19 protein-coding genes and 1 pseudogene are annotated in these 23,284 nt (G+C 56.8%); 14 read left to right on the top strand and 6 right to left on the bottom strand.

Going from position 1 to position 23,284, the window contains the following annotated elements; translation table 11 throughout:
• Positions 1-6 precede the first annotated feature (6 nt).
• From rpsR to priA, 5 genes are all read left to right on the top strand, one after another.
• Positions 7-240, top strand: coding sequence for a 30S ribosomal protein S18 (gene rpsR / locus ACP7AJ_RS07400; RefSeq protein ID WP_035561439.1), 234 nt, complete (start codon positions 7-9; stop codon positions 238-240).
• A gap of 90 nt (positions 241-330) precedes the next feature.
• Entirely contained in the window at positions 331-774 is a 444-nt protein-coding gene (gene rplI, locus ACP7AJ_RS07405; protein WP_092677482.1) for a 50S ribosomal protein L9, read from the top strand.
• Positions 775-871: 97 nt separating this feature from the next.
• A complete protein-coding gene (locus ACP7AJ_RS07410; protein ID WP_426059553.1) occupies positions 872-3,439 on the top strand; it encodes a GSCFA domain-containing protein in 2,568 nt (855 codons plus the stop codon).
• Positions 3,440-3,518: 79 nt separating this feature from the next.
• Complete coding sequence (locus ACP7AJ_RS07415; protein WP_426059554.1) at positions 3,519-5,621, top strand: thioredoxin domain-containing protein; 2,103 nt, start codon at positions 3,519-3,521, stop codon at positions 5,619-5,621.
• Positions 5,622-5,688: 67 nt separating this feature from the next.
• On the top strand, positions 5,689-8,232 hold the full coding sequence (gene priA, locus ACP7AJ_RS07420; RefSeq protein ID WP_426059555.1) for a replication restart helicase PriA: 2,544 nt from the start codon (positions 5,689-5,691) through the stop codon (positions 8,230-8,232).
• A 71-nt stretch (positions 8,233-8,303) separates the two neighbouring features.
• Here the strand turns inward: priA and ACP7AJ_RS07425 are convergent, their stop codons facing one another.
• On the bottom strand, positions 8,304-8,849 hold the full coding sequence (locus ACP7AJ_RS07425; RefSeq protein WP_426059556.1) for a hypothetical protein: 546 nt from the start codon (positions 8,847-8,849) through the stop codon (positions 8,304-8,306).
• Between the two features lie 298 nt (positions 8,850-9,147).
• Between ACP7AJ_RS07425 and ACP7AJ_RS07430 the strand changes: the two genes are divergently transcribed.
• The 3 genes from ACP7AJ_RS07430 (at position 9,148) to ACP7AJ_RS07440 (ending at position 11,727) form a co-directional block, all read left to right on the top strand.
• Complete coding sequence (locus ACP7AJ_RS07430) at positions 9,148-9,951, top strand: class I SAM-dependent methyltransferase (RefSeq protein WP_426059557.1); 804 nt, start codon at positions 9,148-9,150, stop codon at positions 9,949-9,951.
• A 68-nt stretch (positions 9,952-10,019) separates the two neighbouring features.
• Positions 10,020-11,285, top strand: coding sequence for an S-adenosylmethionine:tRNA ribosyltransferase-isomerase (locus ACP7AJ_RS07435; protein WP_426059558.1), 1,266 nt, complete (start codon positions 10,020-10,022; stop codon positions 11,283-11,285).
• Positions 11,286-11,370: 85 nt separating this feature from the next.
• Positions 11,371-11,727, top strand: a complete 357-nt coding sequence (locus ACP7AJ_RS07440) for a hypothetical protein (protein WP_426059559.1) — start codon at positions 11,371-11,373, stop codon at positions 11,725-11,727.
• A 162-nt stretch (positions 11,728-11,889) separates the two neighbouring features.
• On the opposite strand, the gene ACP7AJ_RS07445 is transcribed toward ACP7AJ_RS07440, so the two are convergent.
• Positions 11,890-12,120, bottom strand: a complete 231-nt coding sequence (locus ACP7AJ_RS07445; RefSeq protein ID WP_426059560.1) for a hypothetical protein — start codon at positions 12,118-12,120, stop codon at positions 11,890-11,892.
• Positions 12,121-12,265: 145 nt separating this feature from the next.
• Here ACP7AJ_RS07445 and ACP7AJ_RS07450 point away from each other — a divergent pair, with 145 nt between their 5' ends.
• On the top strand, positions 12,266-12,727 hold the full coding sequence (locus tag ACP7AJ_RS07450; RefSeq protein WP_426059561.1) for a hypothetical protein: 462 nt from the start codon (positions 12,266-12,268) through the stop codon (positions 12,725-12,727).
• A gap of 194 nt (positions 12,728-12,921) precedes the next feature.
• On the opposite strand, the gene ACP7AJ_RS07455 is transcribed toward ACP7AJ_RS07450, so the two are convergent.
• Together ACP7AJ_RS07455 and ACP7AJ_RS07460 are read right to left on the bottom strand one after the other, a co-directional pair.
• Positions 12,922-14,289, bottom strand: a complete 1,368-nt coding sequence (locus tag ACP7AJ_RS07455; protein ID WP_426059562.1) for a RagB/SusD family nutrient uptake outer membrane protein — start codon at positions 14,287-14,289, stop codon at positions 12,922-12,924.
• 50 nt (positions 14,290-14,339) lie between these two features.
• Positions 14,340-17,444 (bottom strand): SusC/RagA family TonB-linked outer membrane protein, encoded by a 3,105-nt coding sequence (locus ACP7AJ_RS07460; protein ID WP_426059563.1) that lies wholly within the window; start codon positions 17,442-17,444, stop codon positions 14,340-14,342.
• 329 nt (positions 17,445-17,773) lie between these two features.
• Here ACP7AJ_RS07460 and ACP7AJ_RS07465 point away from each other — a divergent pair, with 329 nt between their 5' ends.
• Complete coding sequence (locus tag ACP7AJ_RS07465; RefSeq protein WP_426059564.1) at positions 17,774-18,943, top strand: ribonuclease D; 1,170 nt, start codon at positions 17,774-17,776, stop codon at positions 18,941-18,943.
• A 170-nt stretch (positions 18,944-19,113) separates the two neighbouring features.
• On the opposite strand, the pseudogene ACP7AJ_RS07470 reads toward ACP7AJ_RS07465, so the two are convergent.
• A pseudogene (locus ACP7AJ_RS07470) lies at positions 19,114-19,542 on the bottom strand (isocitrate lyase); the annotation flags it as partial.
• A gap of 49 nt (positions 19,543-19,591) precedes the next feature.
• On the opposite strand from ACP7AJ_RS07470, the gene ACP7AJ_RS07475 reads away from it, so the two are divergent.
• The 4 genes from ACP7AJ_RS07475 to ACP7AJ_RS07490 all read left to right on the top strand — a co-directional run bounded on the left by ACP7AJ_RS07475 (position 19,592) and on the right by ACP7AJ_RS07490 (position 21,721).
• On the top strand, positions 19,592-19,936 hold the full coding sequence (locus ACP7AJ_RS07475; protein WP_426059565.1) for a hypothetical protein: 345 nt from the start codon (positions 19,592-19,594) through the stop codon (positions 19,934-19,936).
• A 147-nt stretch (positions 19,937-20,083) separates the two neighbouring features.
• Positions 20,084-21,118, top strand: a complete 1,035-nt coding sequence (mltG, locus tag ACP7AJ_RS07480) for an endolytic transglycosylase MltG (protein ID WP_426059566.1) — start codon at positions 20,084-20,086, stop codon at positions 21,116-21,118.
• Positions 21,119-21,277: 159 nt separating this feature from the next.
• A complete protein-coding gene (locus tag ACP7AJ_RS07485; protein ID WP_426059567.1) occupies positions 21,278-21,454 on the top strand; it encodes a hypothetical protein in 177 nt (58 codons plus the stop codon).
• 135 nt (positions 21,455-21,589) lie between these two features.
• Positions 21,590-21,721 (top strand): hypothetical protein, encoded by a 132-nt coding sequence (locus ACP7AJ_RS07490; RefSeq protein WP_426059568.1) that lies wholly within the window; start codon positions 21,590-21,592, stop codon positions 21,719-21,721.
• A 25-nt stretch (positions 21,722-21,746) separates the two neighbouring features.
• Here the strand turns inward: ACP7AJ_RS07490 and ACP7AJ_RS07495 are convergent, their stop codons facing one another.
• Positions 21,747-23,267 carry a hypothetical protein gene (locus ACP7AJ_RS07495; protein ID WP_426059569.1) on the bottom strand — a complete coding sequence of 507 codons (1,521 nt, stop codon included), beginning with the start codon at positions 23,265-23,267 and terminating at the stop codon, positions 21,747-21,749.
• Positions 23,268-23,284: the final 17 nt, after the last annotated feature.

A 23,284-nucleotide genomic window follows, 5' to 3' on the forward strand; every position in this document is an offset into this window, starting at 1 on the left:
TCGGCTATGAACAAGCCGCAGGACACCCGCAAGAAATACTGCCGCTTCAAGAAGAACGGCATTAAGTACGTGGACTACAAAGACCCGAACTTCCTGCTGAAGTTCGTGAACGAGCAGGGCCGCGTGCTGCCCCGGCGCCTCACCGGCACCAGCCTGAAGTTTCAGCGCAAAGTGACTCAGGCCATTGCTAAGGCCCGCCACTTGGCTTTGATGCCTTACGTAGCCGACGCTCTGAAATAAATTTTGAATGTTGAGTGCTGAATTTTAAGTGTTGGCGGGGCTTTGGCCACGGAAGCAATCAGAATTCAGGATTCAGAATTTCTCCAAGACATGGAAATCATCCTCAAAGACGACGTTAAGGGCCTCGGCTACAAGAACGATATCGTGACCGTAAAATCGGGCTACGGTCGCAACTTCTTGTTGCCACAGGGTTTGGCTATGCTGGCCGACAAAACCAACAAGAAAATTACGGCTGAGAACGTGCGCCAAGCGGCTCACAAAGCTGACAAAATCAAGGGCGACGCCCAAGCTATTGCTGACCAAATCGGTGACGCATTCTTGGAAATCCGCGCCAAAGTGGGCGAGAGTGGCAAAATCTTCGGCCGCGTTACCACCCTGCAATTGGCTGAAGCGCTGAAGGCAAAAGGTGTTGACGTAGACCGCAAGCGCTTGTCGTTCGACCAGGAGCCTTCGGCTGCTGGCGACTACACTGCTACTGCTAACCTGCACAAAGAAGTTAAACAGACGATTAACTTCCGCGTTGTAGCTGAGTAGTTAGTGCTCAACAACAATTGAAAAAGCCCTGCCTTCTGGCAGGGCTTTTTTATTACCCCTCAGCCTGAAATACAGGTTAAGGGCTATTTTTGCTTCGATGTTTAGAACCGAAATCCCCATTGCTCCGGCTACCGACCAGCTTACCCGCAACGCAAGAGTCCTAACCATGGGCTCGTGCTTTGCCGATAGCATTGGCTCGCGCCTAGCCACTAATAAGGTAGAAGCACTAGTAAACCCATTTGGGACAGTGTTTCAGCCGCTGGCACTGGCCCGGCTGCTGCGCGCGGCGGCGGGCGAGGAAGTGGACTGGCAACAGCACCTAGTGCAAGCGCGGGGGCGCTGGCAGAGCTACGACTTGCATGGCAGCATTGGCGCCGATTCGCCGGTGGACTTACTCCAGCGCATTCAGGAATTGGTGCGCCGCACGGGAGAATTCCTGCGGCAGGCCGATGTGGTGCTCCTCACGCTGGGCACAGCCTGGACTTATCGCCTTCGCGAGACTGGTGAGCTGGTGAACAACTGCCATAAGCAGCCCGCCGACTTGTTTGTAAAAGAGCTGCTGACGCCGGATGAAATCATCAATGGCCTTGCTGAAACGCATGCTTACCTGCGACGCATCAACCCAGGCTTGCGGTTTGTGCTTACAGTGAGCCCGGTGCGACATCTTAAGGACACCTTACCGTTAAATTCGGTGAGCAAGTCGGTGCTTCGGGTGGCTACTCATATAGTGAGCGACTTGCTGCCGGGCGTGGCCTACTTCCCAGCCTATGAGCTGCTGATGGATGACTTGCGGGACTACCGCTTCTACGCTTCGGATATGTTGCATCCGTCGGAAGTGGCGGAAGATTACATCTGGGACAAATTTGCCCGGACGTACTTCGATGCGGATTTCGGCCGCTTCCGCAAGGAGTGGGCAGCGGTGCGGCAGTCGCTGGGACACCGGCCCCTGCACGAGGGCGCGCCCGAGCATCGCCAGTTTTTGGTAAACACCATGGAGAAGCTGGAGCAGCTCAGCTTGCGCAAAGTAGGTGTGGAAGCCGAGTTGAACGAGGTACGTGCTAAAATCATGGCGTTGCCGGTACTAAAGGAACCCGAGCCGGAAGCTATTCCGGAGGATGACGAGGAGCGCATTGACATTGGTGATTACGCGGCAACTGTTGCGGCGGAAGAGGCTATGCCGCCATCGGCGCCGCTTGCTGCTGCTGCCGACGGGCGTCCTCCCCGCTTATCGCCGGAGGAGTTCCGGGCGCAGCGGGCCGCTCGCTCGGGCCGGCCGGAGCATAGCCGTCGCGATGGACGTGGCAAAGGCCAACAGCAGATTCCGGCAGAGAATGAGCAGTTCCAAGCAGCAGGAGCTTCGGCAGATGAGCAAGATGAAGTCACTATGTCGGCTACACCCGTGGTGCTTATTCCAACTGAGTTGGGGGCAGCTGAACTGCTACTGGAGCAAACAGCTTCCACCGCTTCGGGCCAGGGCATTATTGCTGGTGACCAAGAGCCGGTAAAAAAGAAGAAGCGGCGTTCGCGGGGTGGTGCTAAACGCACAGCCCGCAAAAATGCCCTGCGCATGGCCGCTGGAGAGATTAATTCTGAGAATGAGTCAGCTGATTTGCCTGAAGTAATGGACGATGCGGCCGAGGATGACGCGGCCATGCCAAATCAGGACAGCCAATCGGAAGGCAAGAAGTCTTCGGTCATCGCTAAATCTGTCCCAGTGAAGCGGGGAGAACGCCGCAACGAGTCGGGCCGGGTGCCGCGTGTAGCATTGTTTGCGCCGCCTGCTGAAACGCCGCCTGCCGAAGCGGTTTCCAATGTTGATATCCAAGCTCCGGCTTCGGAAATGGCCTCAGCATCCGTAGAAGTATCAGCAGGAAGCGCTGATGCAGCAGTGAATGAGCCGACAGGCATAACCCCGAACCAGCGCAACCAGCGCAACAGGGGCAGAAAAAACAATGCACCTGCCGGCCAACCCGAAGCTGCGCCCCCAGATGCTGCACTGCCCTCTGAGGTTCCTCGAAGCGTTGCGACCGGCAGCGCCGAACAGCGCGCCAGCAACGATGAACCCAATGCCAGGTCCGCCCGCGACCGCAACCGGAGCAGAAATCAACCCGAGTTGGTTTCTGAACCCATAGATACACCAGCGCAACCAGATGCTAACGCGGCAGAAGCCCCTTCTACACAGGCAGAGCCGGTTGCTGCCCCTACTCGACGCTCCAACCGAGCCAAGCGGGCCGTTAGTGGTGCCCGGGCTGAAAAGCCTGCCGTGGATACCCCCGTTATTCCGGTGCCGGATGCGCTCCAACTTCGTACCCAAGTGGCAGCGGGCCGCATGATGGGCTCTTCAGCTACTTTGATTGAGCCCACCGCCGAGCCTGCAGCCCCGGTAAAAGCCCCCTCTGCACGGAAAGCAGCAGCTCCGAAAAAGGCTGCTGCGCCAAAGAAAGCAGCTCCTAGGGCTAACGCGACGCCACCGCCAAAGCCTGAGGCAGCATCCGAGCCGACGCCAGAGCCTGCAGCACCTAAAGCACCTGCCAAGAAAGCGGCTCCCGCCAAAAAGACAACTTCTGCGGCAAAACCAAAGGCTACGGCCAAGCCCAAGGCAGCGGCTCCAAAACCGGCAGCACCTAAACCCAAAGCTCCCCGAAAACCGGCAAAGCCGGCTTAAGTGAAACTGCTCAACTATCTTCCAAACCCGGCCTCTGTTGCCGGGTTTGGTGTTTCGGCACCTCTCCTACACTCCCGCTATGGCCTTAGCTCCGCAATCGACCAACCGCCTCGCCCAGGAAACCAGCCCTTACCTGCAGCAGCACGCGCATAACCCAGTGGACTGGTACCCGTGGGGACCCGAAGCGCTGAACCGCGCTCAGGCCGAGCAAAAACCCATTCTGGTGAGCATTGGGTACGCGGCGTGCCATTGGTGCCACGTGATGGAGCGCGAATCGTTTGAAAATGAAGCTGTGGCCGCGGTGATGAATGCGCACTTCATCTGCATTAAAGTAGACCGGGAGGAGCGGCCCGATGTGGACCATATTTACATGGATGCCCTGCACGCCATGGGCCTGCAAGGCGGCTGGCCGCTCAATGCATTTCTGACGGCAGATGCCAAACCATTTTATGGAGGCACCTATTTCTCGAAGGGAAACTGGGTAAAGCTGCTTGAGAATATTGGCGAGGCCTATGCCGGTGAGCACCGCGCCGAGCTGGAGCAGTCGGCGGAGCGGTTTATGGAGGTGATAGGCACGAGTGAGTTGCAGAAGTATAAAGGACAAAGCAGCGCCTCTTCAAGGGCCACTACTGGCAACCAATCTATTGACATTATTGGCACAAGTCCTGTAGCTGCTGATGCGGCTGAGGTCTCGGACGAAGAATTTAAGCTACTGGCTTATAACCTGAGGGTAAAATTTGACCGGGCGCGGGGCGGCATGAACCGGGAGCCCAAATTCCCAATGCCAAGCATCTGGCGTTTTGCATTGCGGGCGTATGCCATCAGCGGCAGCCAGGTGCTGCTGCACCAAACCGTGTTAACGTTGCGCGGAATGGCCTGGGGCGGTATTTACGACCAGGCGCACGGCGGCTTCGCTCGCTATTCGGTGGATGCTGAATGGCTGGCCCCGCACTTTGAGAAAATGCTGTACGACAACGGGCAACTGATTAGCCTCTACAGCGAAGCCTTTCAGGTGACTCAGGAAGAGCTGTTTCGAGAAGTGGTGTACGACACCGTGGAATTCATCCGCTTGGAGCTGACCAATGCCGAGGGCGGCTTCTATTCCTCGCTCGATGCGGATAGTGAGGGCGAGGAAGGAAAGTTTTACGTCTTTACCAAGGACGAACTGCGTGAGATTATTGGGGAAGAGGAGCCGCTGTTTTCCGACTACTACAATTGCACGGCAGTGGGAAACTGGGAACACGGACGCAACATTCTACACCGCACCCAAACCGACGAGGCCTTTGCTGCTGCCCACGAACTGGCTCCGGGTGTGGTGCCGGAGCTGGTGGCGGGCTGGAAGCAGAAAATAATGGCCGCACGGGCCACCCGCGTCCGCCCCGGACTGGACAACAAAATCCTCACCGGCTGGAATGCCCTTCTGCTACAGGGCCTCACCGATGCCTACCGCGCCTACGCGGAGCCAGAATTTCTGGTGGTCGCGGAACGCAACGCCCGGTTCATTCAAACCAACCTGCGCGACGGCCAGCGCTTGTATCGCACCTGCAAAAAAGGGCGCCCCAGCATTAGCGGCTTTCTGGAAGACTACGCGCTGGTTATCCAGGCCTACATCAGCCTGTACGAGGTGAGCTTTGGGGAAACGTGGCTGCGGGAAGCCGAGCAATTGACGGAATACGTGCTCTGCAATTTCTTTGACCCTGCCGAGGCCCAGTTTTTCTACACCGATAGCAGCGCCGAGCCGCTTATTGCGCGCAAAAAGGAGTTGTTTGACAACGTAATACCCGCGTCAAACTCCGTGATGGCGCACAACCTGCGCCGCTTGGGCCGCCACCTCGAAAATGCCCGCTATGTGGACTTGGCCGCCGATATGCTGGCTCAGGTGCGACCCTTGGTGGTAAAGGAACCGCAGCACCTCACCAATTGGGCTTCGCTGTACGCGGCGCTGCTGCGGCCGGGCGCCGAAATTGCCATCATCGGTCCGGAGGCCGATACTTTCCGGGAAGAACTTAGCCGGCATTTTTTGTTTGATACAGTCATTGCTGGCACCGAAGAACGTTCGGAGTTGCCGCTGCTAAAGCATTTAAAGCCCGACGCTGCTGGGCGCACCGCGGTGCATATCTGCCGAAATAAGGCCTGTTTAGCGCCGGTATATAGCGTTGCTGAAGCGCTGGCCGCCTTGTAGCGCCTAGGCGTAGGCGGGCGCTACCGTCCTGTTATCTTTACTATCCGCCCCCTACCCTATTGCTATTTTGAGTCTCGCTCTTGATTTTATTTCTCCCTCATCGGCCCCGGCGGCCGACCGGGTTACGTTATTTGCCGACGTTATTCTCCCCCTGCCCTTGCCACGGCTCTACACCTATCGGGTGCCGTATGAGCTGAACGACAATGTGGTGATTGGGGGGCGGGTGATTGTTCAATTTGGAGCCAAAAAGACGCTTAGCTGCATTGTGGCGGCCGTGCACGAGAACGCACCCAAAGAATACCAGGCCAAATACATCCTCGAATTCATCGACGATGCACCCGTAGTGACCCAGCCGCAGCTGAAGCTGTTTCGCTGGATGGCCGACTATTACATGTGCACCATCGGCGAGGTGATAAACGCGGCGCTGCCTTCGGCCCTGAAGCTAAGCTCGGAGTCGCGCATACAGCTGCATCCGGCCTTTTCGCGGGAGGATAACGAGTACCCGCTTAGCCCGCAGGAAGAGCAGATTGTGGAGGCGCTGGGCACTACGGAAGAAGGCAAAGCCCTGACTTTTACCGAAGTTGGCGACTTACTGGGCATTACTTCTTTCCATAAGGTGATAAAATCCTTGATGCACAAGGACGTCATCTTTCTTTTTGAGCACACGGCCGACAAGTACTCGCCCAAAGTGGTGAAGAAGGTGCGGCTGGCGCACCATTTCGTTTCGGAGGCGTCGATTGAGCAGTTATTCGGCACTTTGTCCAGCAAGCCTAAGCAGTTGGATGTGCTGATGAAGTACATGCAGCGCGTGCCGGTGTACCAGAATGAGTATTCCAACCAGAACGGAATTGAGAAAGCAGCCCTGACCAGCAGCCCGCATCTGTCGGCATCGGCGGTGAATACGCTTATTAAAAACGGCGTTCTGGAGCAGTTCGATGTCATTGTCTCGCGCTTTCCCTTGGAGGACGAACCCACGGCCAAGCTGCATTTTACGCTCACGGAGGCTCAGACTACGGCGCGTGATGAAATCATGACGCACTTCGCCGAGAAGGACATTGCGCTGCTGCACGGCGTGACGGGCGCCGGCAAAACGGAGATTTACATCGACCTCATCCGCAAGGCGCTCGATGGCGGCGACCAAGTGCTGTACCTGTTGCCCGAAATTGCCCTCACGGCCCAAATTGTGGGCCGGCTGCTGCGCGTATTCGGCTCGCGGCTGGGCGTGTACCACTCCAAGTTTTCGGACAACGAGCGGGTGGAAGTATGGAATGGCGTGCTTTCGGGCCGGTTTCAGGTGGTGGTAGGGGTGCGCTCGGCGGTGTTCTTGCCGTTCGACAACCTCGCGCTGATTATCGTGGACGAGGAGCACGAATCGTCATACAAGCAGTACGAGCCGGCCCCGCGCTACAATGCCCGCGAAGTAGCCCTGATGATGGCCAATTTCCAGGGGGCCAAAACCCTGTTGGGCTCGGCAACGCCGGCCGTGGAAACTTACTACCAGGCCAAGCAGGGGCGCTACGGGCTGGTGTCGCTCACCAAGCGCTTTGGCGAAGCCGGCATGCCCGACATTGAGCTGGTAGATACGCGCAAGGCCCGCGAGAAAAAGACCATGCACAATCACTTCACAGCCGATTTGCTGGGGGAGATTGAACGCAAGCTGGGCGCGCAAGAGCAGGTTATCCTGTTCCAGAACCGGCGGGGCTACGCGCCCGTAGTGGCCTGCCAAGACTGCGGCTGGATTCCTAAGTGCACCAACTGCGCCGTGAGCCTAAGCTACCACAAGCACAGCCACGAGCTGCGCTGCCACTACTGCGGCTACCACGACTCCATGGTGACCAAATGCCCGGCCTGTGGCTCCCGGGCCGTGAAAACCCAGGGCTTCGGCACGGAGAAAATTGAGGATGACCTCAAAATCATGCTTCCCCAGGCCAACATTCAACGGATGGACCTGGACACAACGCGGGCCAAAAACAGCTACCAGCAAATTATTGCCGACTTCGAAAAGCAAAACACCAACGTGCTGGTAGGCACCCAGATGGTGACCAAAGGGCTGGACTTTGCCAACGTGAGCCTAGTAGGCATCATCAACGCCGACAGCATTATCCACTACCCCGACTTCCGGGCCCACGAGCGGGCCTACCAGATGTTTGTGCAGGTGAGCGGACGAGCCGGCCGCAAGGGCAAGAAGGGCAAGGTCATTATCCAGACTTCTGACCCGACGCAGGTGATTTTCGATAAAGTGATTCGCAACGACTATGCGGAGTTCTACAACTACGAAATCATGCAGCGGCACGAGCACGGCTACCCGCCCTTCATGCGTGTTATCAAAATGACGGTGAAGCATATGGAGCAGGGCTTGGGCGAGCAGGCTGCCATTCTGCTGACCCAGGAACTGGTTGACCGGCTGGGCCGGGCAGCAGTGCTGGGCCCCGAGGCTCCTTACATCTTCCGCATCCGCAACTTCTACCTGCAGGAAATCACTATTAAGCTTGACCGGGCACATACAGCCCTGAAATGGGCTAAGGAACAAATTTGCGCAGCCATGGATGTGGTGAAAGACCAGAAGGAGTTCAAGCAGGCACGTTTGGTAGCTGACGTTGACCCGATGTAGCTGCCGAAGGGTCGGAAACAAAAAAGGCCCGCTCGATGTACGAGCGGGCCTTTTTTGGTGCTAAATGCTTCCTACAAAGCATCAAGCAACCACAGTACAATAAATATCAAGCCGATAACTGCAATGATGGTACCGACAATACCGAACAAGCGGCTAACGCCCGAAAGCAGTGTAATCAGCAAGCCAACCAGCAGTAAGATGATACCGGTGCGGAGGTTACCACCGATTTTCTCAGCTTTGGCCGTTTCCATCGAACGCTTGAATTGGCTGATGCCGGCCACTTCGCTCGCGATACGGCCAACACGCGAGGCTGCAAATTTCTGTACCCGGGTTAGCTTGCGCGTGGCCTGGGGCAGCGTTGCAACGGTAGCAGCAGTAGCGGCTTCGTCGGCGCTGGCAGTTGCCGGGGCGGTGGAGGCAGCGGCAACTTTCTTTGCAGCTACAGCAGGAGCGGCCACGGCAACGGACTTAGCAGACTCACGGGGAGCAGCAACCGTTTCTTGAGCCACCGCTTCAACAGAAGCCGAAGCTTCTTGAACAACACTGCGCTGAGCCGGGGCGGGAACTGGCGTGGCAGCGCGGCTTACGCCGTGGTACGACCCGCTCTTGGGTAGCATGGCGTATTCGGCACGATTACAGCTACCTAACGATAAAGCGCAGGCAGCTATAGCAATTAGCTTGGCGAAGGGAGAAAAAGTGTTCTTCATGGGTAATGGGTATATGAGAATGAGTAACTCTTCGTTCTACGAACAAAAAGCAACATGGGTGCCTTCTGTGCACTTTTTGTTTACTTAAGGATGTGTCCATATCACTTTAAGGATGTTTATGAATCCGAAAAAGTTGGGCCAAACATTGGCTGAACGCTCTCTCCGCCATTGCTGTTGGAAGAGCCAAATGTGCTTACTTGCGAACTGTATGAGGTATTGTTTTTCATCTTGGCAACAGCTTTTACTGGTGCTGGCTCCGTGCACCAGCGCGGGCCTTCTGGCTTTTGGCTGCACTCAACTGCCGGCCGAAACTAGGCCTTCAGCCAGTGCTGAACGGCGCCTGCAAGCTCAGGTGGGAGCCGACACCAGCGGCTATGAGATAGCCCCTCCCCGTGACTTAAACGGAATTGGCAAGTACTACATGGGCCGCCAAATAGCCCACGTAATGGGCCACGAGGGCTCGAGCTGGCTCGAGCGCAGCGGCCGCCGGCAAGAAGAGGGCACCGACATTCTAATCAACGCGCTCAAACTGAAACCTACTGATGTGGTGGCAGATATAGGTGCAGGCACCGGGTTCTTCGCATTTCAGCTAGCTAAAAAAGTGCCGCAAGGCCAAGTTCTTGCGGTGGATATTCAGCCGGAAATGATTGCCTCGCTAAAGGCCAACCGGCGCAAATTCAACGTTATGAACGTGCGGCCGGTGCTGGGCAACACTACCAGCCCCGCCCTGCCCGCCGACAGCCTGGACTTGATTCTTATTGTGGATGCCTACCACGAGTTTGACCACCCGCGCGAAATGGGTCGTGCCATTCGGCGGGCGCTTCGTCCCGGCACGGGCCGCTTGGCGCTGGTAGAGTACCGTGCCGAAGACCCGAACGTGCCCATCAAGCGCATACATAAAATGACGGTGGAGCAGGCGCAAAAGGAGATGGCTGCCATAGGCCTGGAGCTGGCCGAAACTATAGAAACGCTGCCGCAGCAGCATTTACTTTTCTTTCGACGGCCGAACTGAAGTTATTTTGGTTAGGCACCGGGACGGTACGGGCTAAAGCTTGCGCTACTTTTCCGACCTTTGTGGGTATGAGTGCCCACCCCCGCCACCTTTCCATCCACGACTTTACTTACCCGCTACCCGCCGAGCGCATCGCCCCCGAACCCTTGCCGGACCGTGCCGCGAGCCGGCTTTTGGTGAGCAGAAACGGCAAGATTACAGACAAACATTTCCGGGACCTGCCCCAGGAACTGCCTCCGGGCGCGTTGCTAGTTTTTAACGATACCCGTGTGGTGCGGGCTCGGCTACTTGCCCGGCGGCCTACCGGCGGGCAGGTGGAGCTGTTTTGTCTGGAGCCCGTGGCCCCGCACCGCACCCTGGAACTGGCCTTGCAGCAAACGGGCCACTGCACGTGGCGCTGCTTGGTGGGCAATGGCCGCCGTTGGAAAGAAGGCCCCGTGACCTTGGAATTTGAGACAGCGGATGGGCAACTAGCCAGCTTATGGGCCGAGCGCCAGACCCAGGAAGCCGGCACTGCCCTCATCAATTTTCGCTGGGAGCCGGCAGCGCTGCCCTTTGCGGAGGTGCTCCGCGCGGGCGGGCACCTACCCCTCCCCCCCTACCTGGGCCGGCTCGATACGCCCACCGATGCCGTCCGCTACCAAACCGTGTATGCGGCGACCGAAGGCGCCGTGGCCGCGCCTACGGCCGGCCTGCACTTCACGCCTGAGCTCTTGGCCGAGCTGCAGCAGAAGGGGTTTTCGACAGGCCATGTGACGCTACACGTCGGGGCTGGCACTTTCCAGCCGGTGAAGGCCGAGCACATGGCTGACCACCCCATGCACACGGAGCCCATTTTGGTTTCGGCGGCATTACTACGTCAGCTCTTGGCCCATCGTCCGCGCCCGGTGCTGGCGGTAGGAACCACCAGCTTGCGCACACTTGAAAGCTTGTATTGGCTGGGCGTGGGGCTCCTTCAGCCGGCTGAGGCCACTGCCAAACCGGAAGCTGGCGAGTTGCGGGTAACGCAGTGGCAACCTTACGACATGGCCGAGCCCGCTGCCAGCATCAGCGCCGAAATGGCCCTCGAGGCGCTGCTTCAGCACCTTGCAGCCACGCAAACAGACACCTTGCAGGCCAGCACCCGCCTGCTTATTGCACCGGGCTACAAGTTTCGGCTGGTCGATGGCTTGATTACCAATTTTCATCAGCCCGAAAGCACCCTGCTGCTACTGGTGGCGGCACTAATGGGACCAGAGTGGCGCACTTTGTACGACCATGCTTTGGCAGAGGGCTATCGGTTCCTGAGCTACGGCGACAGTTCGCTGCTCCTGCCTGGCACGGTAATAGAGTAAGTACCATAAGCTCATACACCGGGTTCAAAACATCTGCCCCAGTGATGCGTACAAGCCCTACTTTCCTTTAATAAATACCCTCCTCATGAAAAAGTCACTTTTGTTGCTCGCTGGCCTGGCTCTCGCCACCACTGCTGCCAACGCTCAAGATATCACGCCTGCCAATCCGAAAACTGAAGTAGAGGTTCGCGATAATGGCACAGTAAAGACCACCACTAAAACCGGTAAAACTAATGTTGGCGCTGCCCTTGATAATACCAAGGATGCCGCTGGCAACGTGGCTGGCAAAACTGGCAGCGCCATAAAGCGCGGTGCAAAAAAAACCGGTAGCGTAGTGAAAAAAGGCGCTAAAAAAACGACGCGCGTCGTGAAGCGTGGCGCTTATAAAACCAGCAACGCTGCCAAGGAAGGCACAAGCAAGCTTGAAGAAAAAACTGAGTAGACAGTGCTCAAATGCCAGAACCAAAAAGGCCCCGACTTTCCAGTTGGGGCTTTTTGGTTCTGGCATTTAATCTCATTCTCTGCACCCTCTTAATGCATTTTGTTGGGTCAGGATAGACGACTCGAATTATTGGCCCGTAGAGAAGAAGCCAATAGCTCGTTCTTATGCCTGCTTCTCGTGAAGCTCGTGCCGCATTCTCTCCAACACGCCGCGCCCGAACAAACTAATGCCGGCATTGAACACGACCAGCGCTCCGGTGCCCGCGGCTACCCATTTTGAGGTGGGAACCTGCTGCTCCTTAAGATTACCAGCCCACTGTATCAGGCAGGCACCCGTACCGATAGTGAGCAAGCCCAGCGGAGCAAACAGCAGCCATTTGTTTTTGTGAGTCATTGGAAAAGTAAATGAAAAGTGAACGTATAAATCATCCGACAAAGCCACAAATAGCGCAGGACCTTATCAACAACCCGTACCTTTCGGCTTATTTGGTTACGCGCCGCTCCACGTCATGTTACGGCCTCCATGTTAGTTCTCCCTCATGACTCCTTACGAACAGCTCCTGCACCTGGCCTTCACTGCTCCCAACGATGTGAAGTATTACCTCACTCCCACTACTCTGCAGGCCTACGACCAATTGCGTATTGCCAAGCCTGCCGAACGGCCTTTCCGCTTCGAACAAGTGCGCCTCGGTGTGGCCATGAGCCTGCTTAAGTTGGTATCGGAGCTTGGCGACCACGACGAAAGCCGCCAAGTGCTCGATGTACTGCACCGTGCCCTGAGCGAAGCTCGCTCGCCGGAAGCCATTGACCGCATTGTGGGCCGCGAAGCCAAGCTATTCGACCGGCTTTATGAAAACCTGTACGTGAACGAACAAGGAGAAGAATTGCTTAACCTTTTCGGCCGTACCCTCGATGCCGACGCACCGGAGTTGCTCGAAGACATAGCTCAGGAAGCCGTTGACGTGGCCCGAACCCTTGATTTCAGCGACAACGAAGAATAACGAATATCAATGTTGTCGCGGTTGGCACGAAGGCATAGTAAGTGCCTACCCGAATAGATAGAGGGAATAGTTGGCCGTGGCGCCGACCAGAAGACACCGCCAAGTCTTTAGCAACAGGTTTTATATAAAAACAAAGGTCCCGGCATTAGCTGGGACCTTTGTTTTAAGACCTTGGAGAACAACTCGTACGGCGTTTATTGATATCCTTCGTTCTGGGTCAGATTCGGGTTGACGTTGATTTCACGTAGGGGTATTGGGAAAATCAGGCGGGGGGAGTTCCAGGGAAGCACCGTGCCCGAGGGGTCGGTTACTGACTCCTTATTGCGCTTAACATCGCTTAGGCGAAAACCTTCGAAGGCCAGCTCCAGCTTACGCTCCCGCAGAATAGCGGGGAGCGTGAGGGTCGTCAACGGAGCCAGCCCTACCCGGGCACGCACCCGGTTCACATCGGCCAAAGGAGTGGCGCCCACCGCTGTGCCGTTGCGGAAATTAGCCTCGGCGCGCGTGAGGTACATTTCAGCTACGCGCATCACCTTGATGTTGCCATAGAGCGCATCGTATTTGTTGCTATATCTATCACCGCTCAGCACCGAGAACAAATCGAGCCGCTCATCATTAGGCTCGTATTGGTTGATGTGCTTATCGTTAACCAAAATCTCAGCGCGGCGGTCAGAAGAGTAGAAGGTATTAAGCTCGTTTTGCCCGCTTTGGGCAGAAACCTGAATGGCAAAAATGTCCTCGCTGGAGTTTGGCAGCAAATCCGCTCCTGAGAAAAACTCGTCGACGTAGCTCGGATTGAGCACATAACGACCGATAGCGCGGGTGGCGGCCGCAGCGGTTTCGGCAAACCGCCCTTGCTGCAAGTATACCCGGGATAACATGCCTGAGGCCGCGTTGGTGTTGGCAAAAAAAGCGCCCGCCGAGGACGTGGTTCTCATTTTGGTTTCTGCCGTGGTTAAGTCGCTGATTACATGAGCGTAGACCTCAGCCACCGTGTTGCGCCGCACCTGGGCAGAAGCATCAAGTGCGAGGGTAGGCGTAAGCACCAGCGGCACGCCGGGGTTAGTCGTTGGAGAGCCATCGCTCCAATCCTTGGCGTACAACCGCACTAATTCGAAGTACATAGCACCTCGAATGAATTTGGCTTCTCCCTCAACCCGGTCCTTTTTAGCTTGGGTATCCAGTTTGTCCAGATTAGCCAGTACGTTGTTTGTGCGGTTAATAACGCTATAAGCGTTGGTCCAGATAACCTGCACAAACGAGTTGTCCCTCTGAATAGCCTTCCGAATTATTTGGTTGGGCTGAACAAAGGTGCCGATGAAGTCGACTTCGCCGTTGTCGGCCAGCAGGTCCGACATGAGTTGAATGTAGCCGCCGTAGGCTTCCACATTCTGCATGCCGGTGTAGGCCCCCACCAAGGCGGCTTCTACGTCGTTTGACGTCTGCAGCGCCTTTTCGGCATCAACGTTATTTATTGGCTCAATATCGAGCTTCTTATCGCAACTAGTGAGGGAGCCTGCCAGAAACAGGGCCGCTGCTAGTGCATACAAAGACTTTTTCATGGTTTGAAGATTTACGAGATAAAGAATTACCAAGGCCGCAGCGCGCTACCCTATAGGCCGATGTTGACCCCAAACGTGAGGGTGCGGGGCTGGGGAGCCGTGTAAAAATCAATTCCTTGGTTGATGTTGCTTTGCGTTGCGCTGCCGGCGAGGTAATCGGTATTCACCTCGGGGTCCCACCCTTGGTATTTGGTAAAGGTTATGAGGTTAAGCCCTTGCACATAAAAACGGGCCGATTGCAGGTAAGCCTTTTTCACCAAAGCCGAAGGCAGGTTGTAACCCAAGGTTAGGGTACGTAGCCGGCCATAGGACCCATCCCGCACAAAGCGCGAGGAGTTGCCGGTGCCGTTGCCACTGAGGTAGCTAGCCTTGGGCACATCCGTGTTGTCGCCGGGCTTTTGCCACCGACGCAACTGGTCCCGGGTCTGGTTATCGGGACCGTTGTTGAAAGCCGCCGAGTAGTACTGCCCGCCGCCGTCGTAAATCTTGTTTCCGAAAACGCCAATAAGCGTGGCACTCAAGTCGATGCCTTTAAAGGTAAAGGTGTTGGTGATGCCGCCCGTCCACTTGGCATTGGGGTCGCCCACTGGCACGAGCTGCGCCAGGTTGATGTCGTCGGTAGTGCCAGTGCTGTGGTCGATGCTGCCAGTACCGGTGTTGTCGTCATTGGCCCTGTTGAGGTGATACAGCGCATTGCCATTGTTGGGGTCAACACCAGCGTATTCGGCGCCAAAGAAGGTTCCGATTGGGAAGCCCTCCTGCGCACGGTTGAGGAAGCTGCCCAAGATGGGCTGGCCCTGCAGAAAAGTAACTTTGTTGTAGTTGCGCGCGGCGTTGAAAGACGTATTCCAGGTGAAATCGCCGACGAAATTTTGCGTGTTCAAGGCAAACTCAATGCCTTTGTTTTCTAGGTTGCCCACGTTTTGGAACTGACTGGTGAAGCCCGAGGTGCCCGGTACCGGTGCGTTCAATGCCAGGTCGGTTGTGCGCTTCAAGTACACGTCTACTTCCCCGCTAATGCGGCCACCGAAAAAGCCAAGCTCCAATCCGGCGTCGGCCTGGGTCGTGGACTCCCATTTCAGGTTGGGGTTGCCGATTTGCAACGGTCTCTGGCCGGGAATACCCACGTAGCCAGAGGTGCCGGTAAAGAGGCTACGAGGGGCAAAATCCGGAAAACCTTGGTTGCCGGTACGCCCAATGCTGACGCGGGGCTTCAGGAATGTCAGCACCTGCTGGTCTTTTAAAAAGCTTTCTTCGGTAACCACCCATCCGAGGGAGGCCGCAGGGAAAAATCCGTAGCGGTTGTTACTACCAAAACGCGAGGAGCCATCAATGCGGCTGCTCAGGCCCAGCAAATAACGCCCTCCAAAGGAATAGTTGAGGCGGGCAAAGTAAGACAGCAAGGAATTGCCGGTGCCGGATGAATTGCCGGACGTGAACGTGGCGGCGTTGACGATGGTGCGGAAAGCATCGCTGGCAAACTGCGTTCCGGTTACGCTGCGGTAGTTGGACTGCCGCTCTTCGTAAGCCGTGCCCAGCGTGGCTTCAATAGAGTGTTGCTCGGCAAGTACTTTGCTGTAGGTGAAGAAGTTGTTAGTAATATAACGGCCGCTGGTGGTGTGGGCGCTGAAGCCAAAGCCGTTGGTCGGCCCTGAGTTGCGCGACGTTACCCGCCCCAGGTACTGGTCTTCGTCCTGATTAAGCAGGTCGAGCCCTAGCTCCGAGCGAAAGGAGAGACCGGGCAAAATGTCAAGCTGCGCAAACACATTGCCCAGCGCACGGTAGTTGATGGCCACGTACGTAGCCCCGTTCGGTTCCAGCCCCAGCAGGGGGTTATAATAGAAGGGAAAGTTGGAGTTAGGGTTGCCCGTAGCCAAGTCCAGCGCTCCGCTAGTTAGGCCGGTGCGCGGGTCAGTTGCGGGGGTGATGGGCGCTAAGGCAACCGCCTGCATGGGATTGCTGAAAGCATTGTCGTTGGGGAGGCGGTCGTTGCGGGTACGTGAGAGCGAAACGTTAACGCCTAGCACCAAACGGTCGGTGGCCCGGTGGTCAACGTTCAAGCGGGAGGCGATGCGCTGGAGCTGATTGCCGCGCAGAATGCCTTCCTGGTTGTTGTATTGCCCAGAGAGAAAGAATTTTGTTTTATCGGTACCGCCACTGGCATTCAGGTCGTACTGGCTGAACTTACCAGTGCGGAAAATCTGGTCCTGCCAGTCGGTATCAACAGCGTAGTTGGCGTCGACGTCCACACCGCCCGCATAATTTCGGAGGCGGGTGGCATTGGCAGCGTCCGAGCGGCCTGAGTTTTTCAACGCTTCCGTTAGCAGCTCCACATATTCCCTGCCATTTAGGAATTCGCGGCGCCGCGTGGCTTCGCTGGTGCCCCGCTGGTAGCCCAGGTTGAAGCGGGTAGCACCGGCTTTGCCGCGCTTGGTGGTAATGAGGACCACGCCATTCGAAGCCCGGGAGCCATAGATTGCCGAAGCAGCCGCATCTTTCAAAATGGTAATGCTCTCAATGTCGTTCGGGTTGATGTCGGCAAGCGGATTGGTTGGGGCGCTGGTCGAAGAGAAGTTATCGGTTTGAACCGGAATGTTATCGATAACATACAGTGGCTGAGTATCTCCACTCACGGAGGAAGTACCGCGCACCCTTACCTTAATGGCTTGGCCGAGTTTGCCGCTTGAGTTTTCAATAACTACCCCTGCAGCTTTGCCCTGAATGGCCTGCTCAAAGGTTTGCACAGGAGCATTGGCAATATCCTTAGTCGATAGGCTCGAAACTGAACCAGTTAGGTCAGCCCGCGACTGGGTACCGTAGCCCACTACCACGGCTTCGGAGAGCGCAGTGGCAGCGGCAACCAGCGTTATATTGATGGTCGACTGGCCGCCCACCGCTACTGTTTGGGCAGTGTAGCCCACCGAACTGATGACCAAAGAGGCATTGGGCTGAACCGTCAGGGTAAAAGCGCCATCCGCATTAGTGCTGGTGCCGTTGGTGGTGCCGCGCTCGAGCACCGTTGCGCCAGGCAGGCCTCCGCCATCGGAGCTTAGAATGCGGCCGTTTACGACTTGCTGAGCCCAGGCAGGAGCCGCGAAAAGGCATAATGCAAGCAGCGAAAACAGCTTGAGGGGAGTAAATAATTTGTGCTTCATGGAAATAGTGAATGGTGAGAAGTTTAAAATGACACGCGCTCTACGCAGAGTTGCTTCACTGCGACTAATAACATCAAGATAACACAAAGGACTTGTCTTTTCATGATGTAGAAGCGAAAGTAATTACATCACTTGTTTTATCTTTTTCTCACATACACGGCTGCCATAATTATTATATAAGTCTATTTAATATAAATCAGAAGTTGCATCCTCTGATAACCCGACCTTATTGCTAATACTTATCAATCTATCGGAGCTTGCTATAGATGCCTACCTTTACCATTGCTAACCACTGCCGCTCCGAGCCGGCTTCTTTGTTTTCCGTCTTAATGCCAACGATACATCACCTCACCACGGCCGAAGCAATTGCCACCGCGGCTGCCCACTTTGCCACCCTGCCGCGCATTGGTATAGACCTGGAATTTGACGACATGCGTTACCGCTACGGCCGTCATTTGGCGCTGATTCAAATATTCGACGGTCAGGAAGCCTACATCATCGACCCCTTGCCACTGCCTGACATGGCGGCGAACCTCGAACCGCTGTTTGCAGTCCTGCGCGACCCCGCTGTGGCCAAGGTGTTTCATTCGTGCAAATCAGACATCCTGCTCCTCGACGAAGTGTTCGGCGTTCACTGCCGCAACATCGTCGACACCAGTGTACAGTTCACCTTATTGGCTGCCGAAGACAACAACATATCATTGGGCCGTCTTATTCAGACCGAACTAGGGTTTGAGGTTGACAAGGGTGAACAAAAGTCTAACTGGCTGAAGCGCCCCCTCACCAATGCGCAAATGGAGTACGCTGCTAATGATGTGCTGTACCTGTTTGAGCTCACTGACCGCCTCAGCCTGCGCTTGGCCGAATTGGGCCGCAGCGAGTGGGCCGCTCAGGAAAACCTGGCCCTGGAAGCCGTGCGCTACGGCCGCGACGACCCGCGGCCGTGGTCGCGCAATGCGGCCAAATACAAGATATCACCCCAGGAAATGCCCGTTTTCCGGGAGCTGTACATGCTGCGCGACACCGTGGCCCGCCAGCTCGACCGCCCCCCCTACCACGTGCTCAGCAACGACCGACTGGCCGAGCTGGCCCGCCAACCCATCGAAACCCCCAACCAGCTGCGCACGGCCAACGGCTTGCATCCCGAGCTGAAACGCTCGCCGTATGCCGAGCAACTGCTGGCCATTGGCACTACCGACCTGGCGCCTGAAGGGCCGCTGCCGCCTGAGCAACGCAAGTTTCCGTTCCGTCGCCGGCTCAATGGTGCTGCCGCAAGCCGCGCCGAAGCCCGCGAAACGCTGCTCAACGCGCTCAAACAGCACCTCGTCACCGACCATGGCGCCACCATGGCCAACATGGTGCTCAGTAATCGGCTGATTGCTGACATTATCGAACAAGGTGCGACTGCGGCCCTGCGGCCCTGGCAACAAGAGTTGCTCCGCGAATCGGCGGCGCGCCACGGGGAGGATTATGACCTGATAGCCGAGCCGTTTGCATGAACCGCAGATTGGTCGAATTGCTCGGATTAGTCGAATTCTGAAGCCAATTATTTAGCTTAGAAAAGGCCGCCCATTTGGGCAGCCTTTTCTTTTTTGAAAACATAGTTTCAGGACTATGTTAAAAAAATCGGGTTCAAATGCCGAGCAATTCTAGCGAACTGCAGTTCAAACTAGAATTGGGACTCTTCGGTGCTGCCCACCAGAGCCGAAGTACTGGTTTGGTTGCTGGTTACCACGTTTTGCACGGCATCGAAGTAGCCAGTGCCTACGAAGGACTGGTGCTTCACGGCCTGATAACCGTCTTTGGTAAGGGCAAATTCCCGCTCCTGCAGCTCAGAGTATCCCGCCATGCCGCGCTGGCGGTAGGCTTGCGCCAACCCAAACGTGCCGGTGTTGAGGGAGTGGAAGCCGGCCAGGGTGATAAACTGAAATTTATAGCCCAATGCGGCTAGCTCTTCGCGGAATGTTTCCATCTGCGCCACGCCCAGTTTGGAGGCCCAGTTAAATAACGGCGAGCAGTTGTAAGGCAGCAATTTGTCCGGGTACTGCGCATGAATGGCTTCGGCAAACTGCCGGGCCTGCTCCAGGTCGGGGTGCGCGAGCACTACTGCCGCCGCTGGGTAAGCCTGCGCCTCATGGACGAGGCCCGTGCCCGATACCGCCGCGGTTCCCGTCACGGTAGCCGGCGCCCAGAAGTCGCACTACTTTGGCACCGATGATAAATACGTATGCTTCACGCTGGCCCGCGCCGGCACGCCCGCCCAGCCGGCCCTGAGCGTAACCGTTGGCCTGCGCTGCGACGACAACCTCCGCACGCAGGTCCGCTTTCTGGCCGACCCGGCCCTGCCTTTTCGCATTGTAAACGAAACCTGCGAGCGCTGCCCCATCGCTGACTGCGAATCGCGAGCGGCGGCCCCTACCGAAGTTGTACGTCAAGCCGAGCGGGAGGCTTTCGAAGCTGCGGTAACTGCCTTGGTGCACGGCGAGCACTAAGGCGGGGCGAACTTTCGTTGTCCAAGCAGTGTGCTAGAGGGTATCATAAGGCTGAAATGCCATGAGGCCGGTCCTTCCGGTCGCGGCTTCATTTTTGTTGCAGAGAAGGACCAATGCCCAAATTACCTCTTGCAGTTACTTTAACTTATGCGTTTAACTCTTATCTGGGGACTTACCTTGTTGCTGTTCCTGATTGCGGGCAGCTATGCAGCGTGGCGGGTGTTTTATCGACCCAATGTCACGGCCCTGCCCGAAGGCCCAGCCTACCTCTACATTCGCACCGGCACGGGGTTCACTGCGGTGCTGGACTCTTTAACAAAACACCAGCTGCTGCAGGAGCCTACTACCTTTGCTTGGGTGGCTGAACAGCAGAACTATCCCGCGCAGGTGAAAGCGGGCCGCTACCGGTTGGAACCCCACCTGAGTAACCTGGACCTCGTCAGACTGCTGGCTGCCGGGTACCAGGATACGGTGCAATTCGAACTCAAGCCCTTTCACTACCTCGACCGCCTCCCGCGCCAGGTATGCCGCCAACTCGAAACCGATTCATTTAAGCTGGAACTGCTGCTGGGCGACAACACCAGCCTGCGCAGCCGCTATCGGCTCGACACCTGCACTATTCGCACGCTTTTTATTCCCGGGCGCTACAAGCTGCTCTGGAACACGGGTGCCGCTGCCTTTCTGGACACCATGGCGGCCAGCCACCACCGTTTCTGGACCGCCAAGCGCCTCGCCCAGGCCGATTCGCTAAAGCTTACGCCGGTGCAAGTGAGCGTGCTGGCCAGCATTGTGCAGCGCGAAACGGCTCAGCCTACCGACAAGCCATTGATAGCGGCCGTGTACCTCAACCGCCTGCGCAATGGCCAGCCCCTGCAGGCCGACCCCACCCTGCTGTGGCCCCTGCACGGCCTGGGCACCCGCAAGCGCGTGCTCAACGTGGACAAAAAAGTGGATTCGCCTTATAACACCTACCGGCACAAGGGCCTGCCGCCGGGCCCCATCACTACGCCCCTGCCCAGTTCCCTCAATGCGGTGCTACGCCCGGCTCACAACAAGAATTTGTTTTTCTGCGCCCGGCCCGATGGCAGTGGCTTTTCGGACTTTGCCGAGACCTACGCCGAGCATAAGCTAAACGCCCGGCGCTACCACCGCCGGCTCGATAGCCTGGGCATAAAGCGCTAGTCTGACATAGTAGGCCACCACTGTCAACAGCCCGCAATTCGGGGCTTGGGTGCTGGCCGAGTTTTAGAACAATGCCCTTACATCGAAGACTCCGTTGCCCTGCGGCCTCCCCAACCCATTACTGACGAAGACTACTAGCTGGCGACCACACTGCCGCGCGTGGGCCAGCCAACGGCCGTCAGCGTAGGCGGCACTAAGCTGATGCCGCCCTACGGCCGCGATGTTCGCAATCCGCTGCGTGATGCCGACGTGCTCGATATAGATGAGCTTAGCCGCACCACAAGCGTGCTAAACAGCTACAACACCGAGCTGGACCGCCTGGCCAGCATTGAATAAGATGCCCGTCATCACGGCGTCCTCGAAGCGAAGCACGCTTGATTGAATGGCTTGCTTTTCAACCATGTAGCCGACGTTATTTCAGTGGCCGGCGTGGTGTATTCGTCGTAGCCGGTTCGGGGCAACTACTTTTCTGTGGATTATTACTCCCTCACGCCCCGCGGCAATAGCCTATTAGCCAATACTTTCATTGCAGCTTTCAACAAAGCCTACCGGGCTAATGTGCCGGCCCTCGATGTGAACAGCCTGCCCACTGCGGCCAGATAATTAGGGAGCGTGATAAGGGCGGGCCCTACCGCAACCGATACAGCCGGAGTGGCAGGCTATCGGCGGCGGCTTCCCGCTGGGCAGCCAGCGTCTCGGTGAAGCCTTTGCCCGTGTACTCCGAATGCTCCAGAAATAGCAGCGGTTGGTGCAGCTGCGGCGCAGGCCAGGCTGCTATGGGAGTTGTATGGCGCAAGGAATCGAACTGGTGCACGCCCGCTACCCGCCAGTAGCCATCAAGCAACACGTACTCGTAGCCTTGCTGGCGCAGGCCAGCGAGTTGCCGCTCTCTATTGACCACGGTCAGGGTCTGATTACCATCAAGGTAAGGTGCTAGCCCCATGCCAACGGTGCTGGCCACTTTTGTTGCGCCGTGGGCCTGTAGCCAGGCAGCCACTCGGGGGTATGGCGTAGGCAGGGACGAGTATAACTCTTGTTGAATTCGGAATACATTCAGTCCCACAGCAACCAGTACTATGCCTAACAGCGCCCAACTGGGCAGCACCCGCCGGCCGCTGAGCACAGCCAGAGCCGCCAGCGGTAAGTACGCGAATACAATCTCACGCGGTGCTTTTACAACTATCGACATGCCTGCCAAAAGGCAGCCCGCCCACACCAGCAGGTAAGGAAGAACCGGCAATGCCTGCCCTCTCCGGAACATTTCGCTACGCCAGCCGCGCCACACCAGCCAAGCGGAAACCGCCAATCCGACGAGTAGCAATGGCGACTCATAGCCAGCCAAGTAGCGGACGTAATACAGCAAGTCGATGTGAACCGTGCCTTGATGGCCGGACTGGTTTGGTCCGGCTACTATCACTTGGCGGATATAGAAACCCAGCCAACGATACCACGGCAGGCCCACAATTACTGAGAATACCCCGAATATTAAGTAAGGCGCTGCCAGAATGACCAGCACCCGGGCCCACAGAGTCCGTTGTCGCCACAGGCCATCGGCCTGCCATGCTTCCAACACAATCAGAATGGGGATTGTAAACAGGAATTTGAAGTTGAAGCACATGGCTACTGCCAGCCAGCCCACGACGCGCAAAACGGCAGCGGCACCAGGCTTGTGCAGCCGTGCGAAATGGCTACGCAGCAGCATGGAAAACAGCAGCACGCTGATTGCGTTGGGATTCAAATCCCGCCCCGAAAACGTGAGCAACAAAGAAGTACCGCCCAGCAAGGTGAGGCCCGCAGCTTCGGGGCCAGTCAGCTTAGCGTATTTAGCAACCCAGGCGCAGAAAAAACCAACTCCTGTAATTCCCAACAGGGCATTGAGGGTTTGGAATACCAGAAAATTCCGCGTGAAGACCGCCACGCCGGCGTAAAAAAGCAGAAACGCGGGGCTGCCAAGGGCAAATAGCCGCGAGAAGTTTCCCTGCGCCATTTCCTGAGCCACCTGCCAGTTGCGTACTGAGTCGTAGTCGGGCAACCCGGCTTCGGGCAGTCGCCACAGCCGGATTATGGCCACTCCCAGCAACGCCGCCAGCAGCCAAAGAGTACGCCCTGCTGTTTGGTGGCTTTTATTTGTACTGGTGGCTGAAAACATGGACAGAGGTGGCAGTA

It is taken from the genome of Hymenobacter sp. B1770, assembly GCF_049896385.1.
Lineage (GTDB): Bacteria > Bacteroidota > Bacteroidia > Cytophagales > Hymenobacteraceae > Hymenobacter.

What these genes read in the sequence shown, in the direction of transcription:
- ACP7AJ_RS07435 (WP_426059558.1), top strand. Translation starts at nt 10,020, where the DNA reads ATGAGTGCCCACCCCCGCCACCTTTCCATCCACGACTTTACTTACCCG.
- ACP7AJ_RS07450 (WP_426059561.1), top strand. Translation starts at nt 12,266, where the DNA reads ATGACTCCTTACGAACAGCTCCTGCACCTGGCCTTCACTGCTCCCAAC.
- ACP7AJ_RS07425 (WP_426059556.1), bottom strand. Translation starts at nt 8,849, where the DNA reads ATGCTACCCAAGAGCGGGTCGTACCACGGCGTAAGCCGCGCTGCCACG.
- ACP7AJ_RS07430 (WP_426059557.1), top strand. Translation starts at nt 9,148, where the DNA reads ATGAGGTATTGTTTTTCATCTTGGCAACAGCTTTTACTGGTGCTGGCT.
- mltG (WP_426059566.1), top strand. Translation starts at nt 20,084, where the DNA reads ATGCGTTTAACTCTTATCTGGGGACTTACCTTGTTGCTGTTCCTGATT.
- ACP7AJ_RS07465 (WP_426059564.1), top strand. Translation starts at nt 17,774, where the DNA reads ATGCCAACGATACATCACCTCACCACGGCCGAAGCAATTGCCACCGCG.
- ACP7AJ_RS07415 (WP_426059554.1), top strand. Translation starts at nt 3,519, where the DNA reads ATGGCCTTAGCTCCGCAATCGACCAACCGCCTCGCCCAGGAAACCAGC.
- rpsR (WP_035561439.1), top strand. Translation starts at nt 7, where the DNA reads ATGAACAAGCCGCAGGACACCCGCAAGAAATACTGCCGCTTCAAGAAG.
- ACP7AJ_RS07445 (WP_426059560.1), bottom strand. Translation starts at nt 12,120, where the DNA reads ATGACTCACAAAAACAAATGGCTGCTGTTTGCTCCGCTGGGCTTGCTC.
- ACP7AJ_RS07410 (WP_426059553.1), top strand. Translation starts at nt 872, where the DNA reads ATGTTTAGAACCGAAATCCCCATTGCTCCGGCTACCGACCAGCTTACC.
- rplI (WP_092677482.1), top strand. Translation starts at nt 331, where the DNA reads ATGGAAATCATCCTCAAAGACGACGTTAAGGGCCTCGGCTACAAGAAC.
- ACP7AJ_RS07455 (WP_426059562.1), bottom strand. Translation starts at nt 14,289, where the DNA reads ATGAAAAAGTCTTTGTATGCACTAGCAGCGGCCCTGTTTCTGGCAGGC.
- ACP7AJ_RS07460 (WP_426059563.1), bottom strand. Translation starts at nt 17,444, where the DNA reads ATGAAGCACAAATTATTTACTCCCCTCAAGCTGTTTTCGCTGCTTGCA.
- ACP7AJ_RS07495 (WP_426059569.1), bottom strand. Translation starts at nt 23,267, where the DNA reads ATGTTTTCAGCCACCAGTACAAATAAAAGCCACCAAACAGCAGGGCGT.
- ACP7AJ_RS07440 (WP_426059559.1), top strand. Translation starts at nt 11,371, where the DNA reads ATGAAAAAGTCACTTTTGTTGCTCGCTGGCCTGGCTCTCGCCACCACT.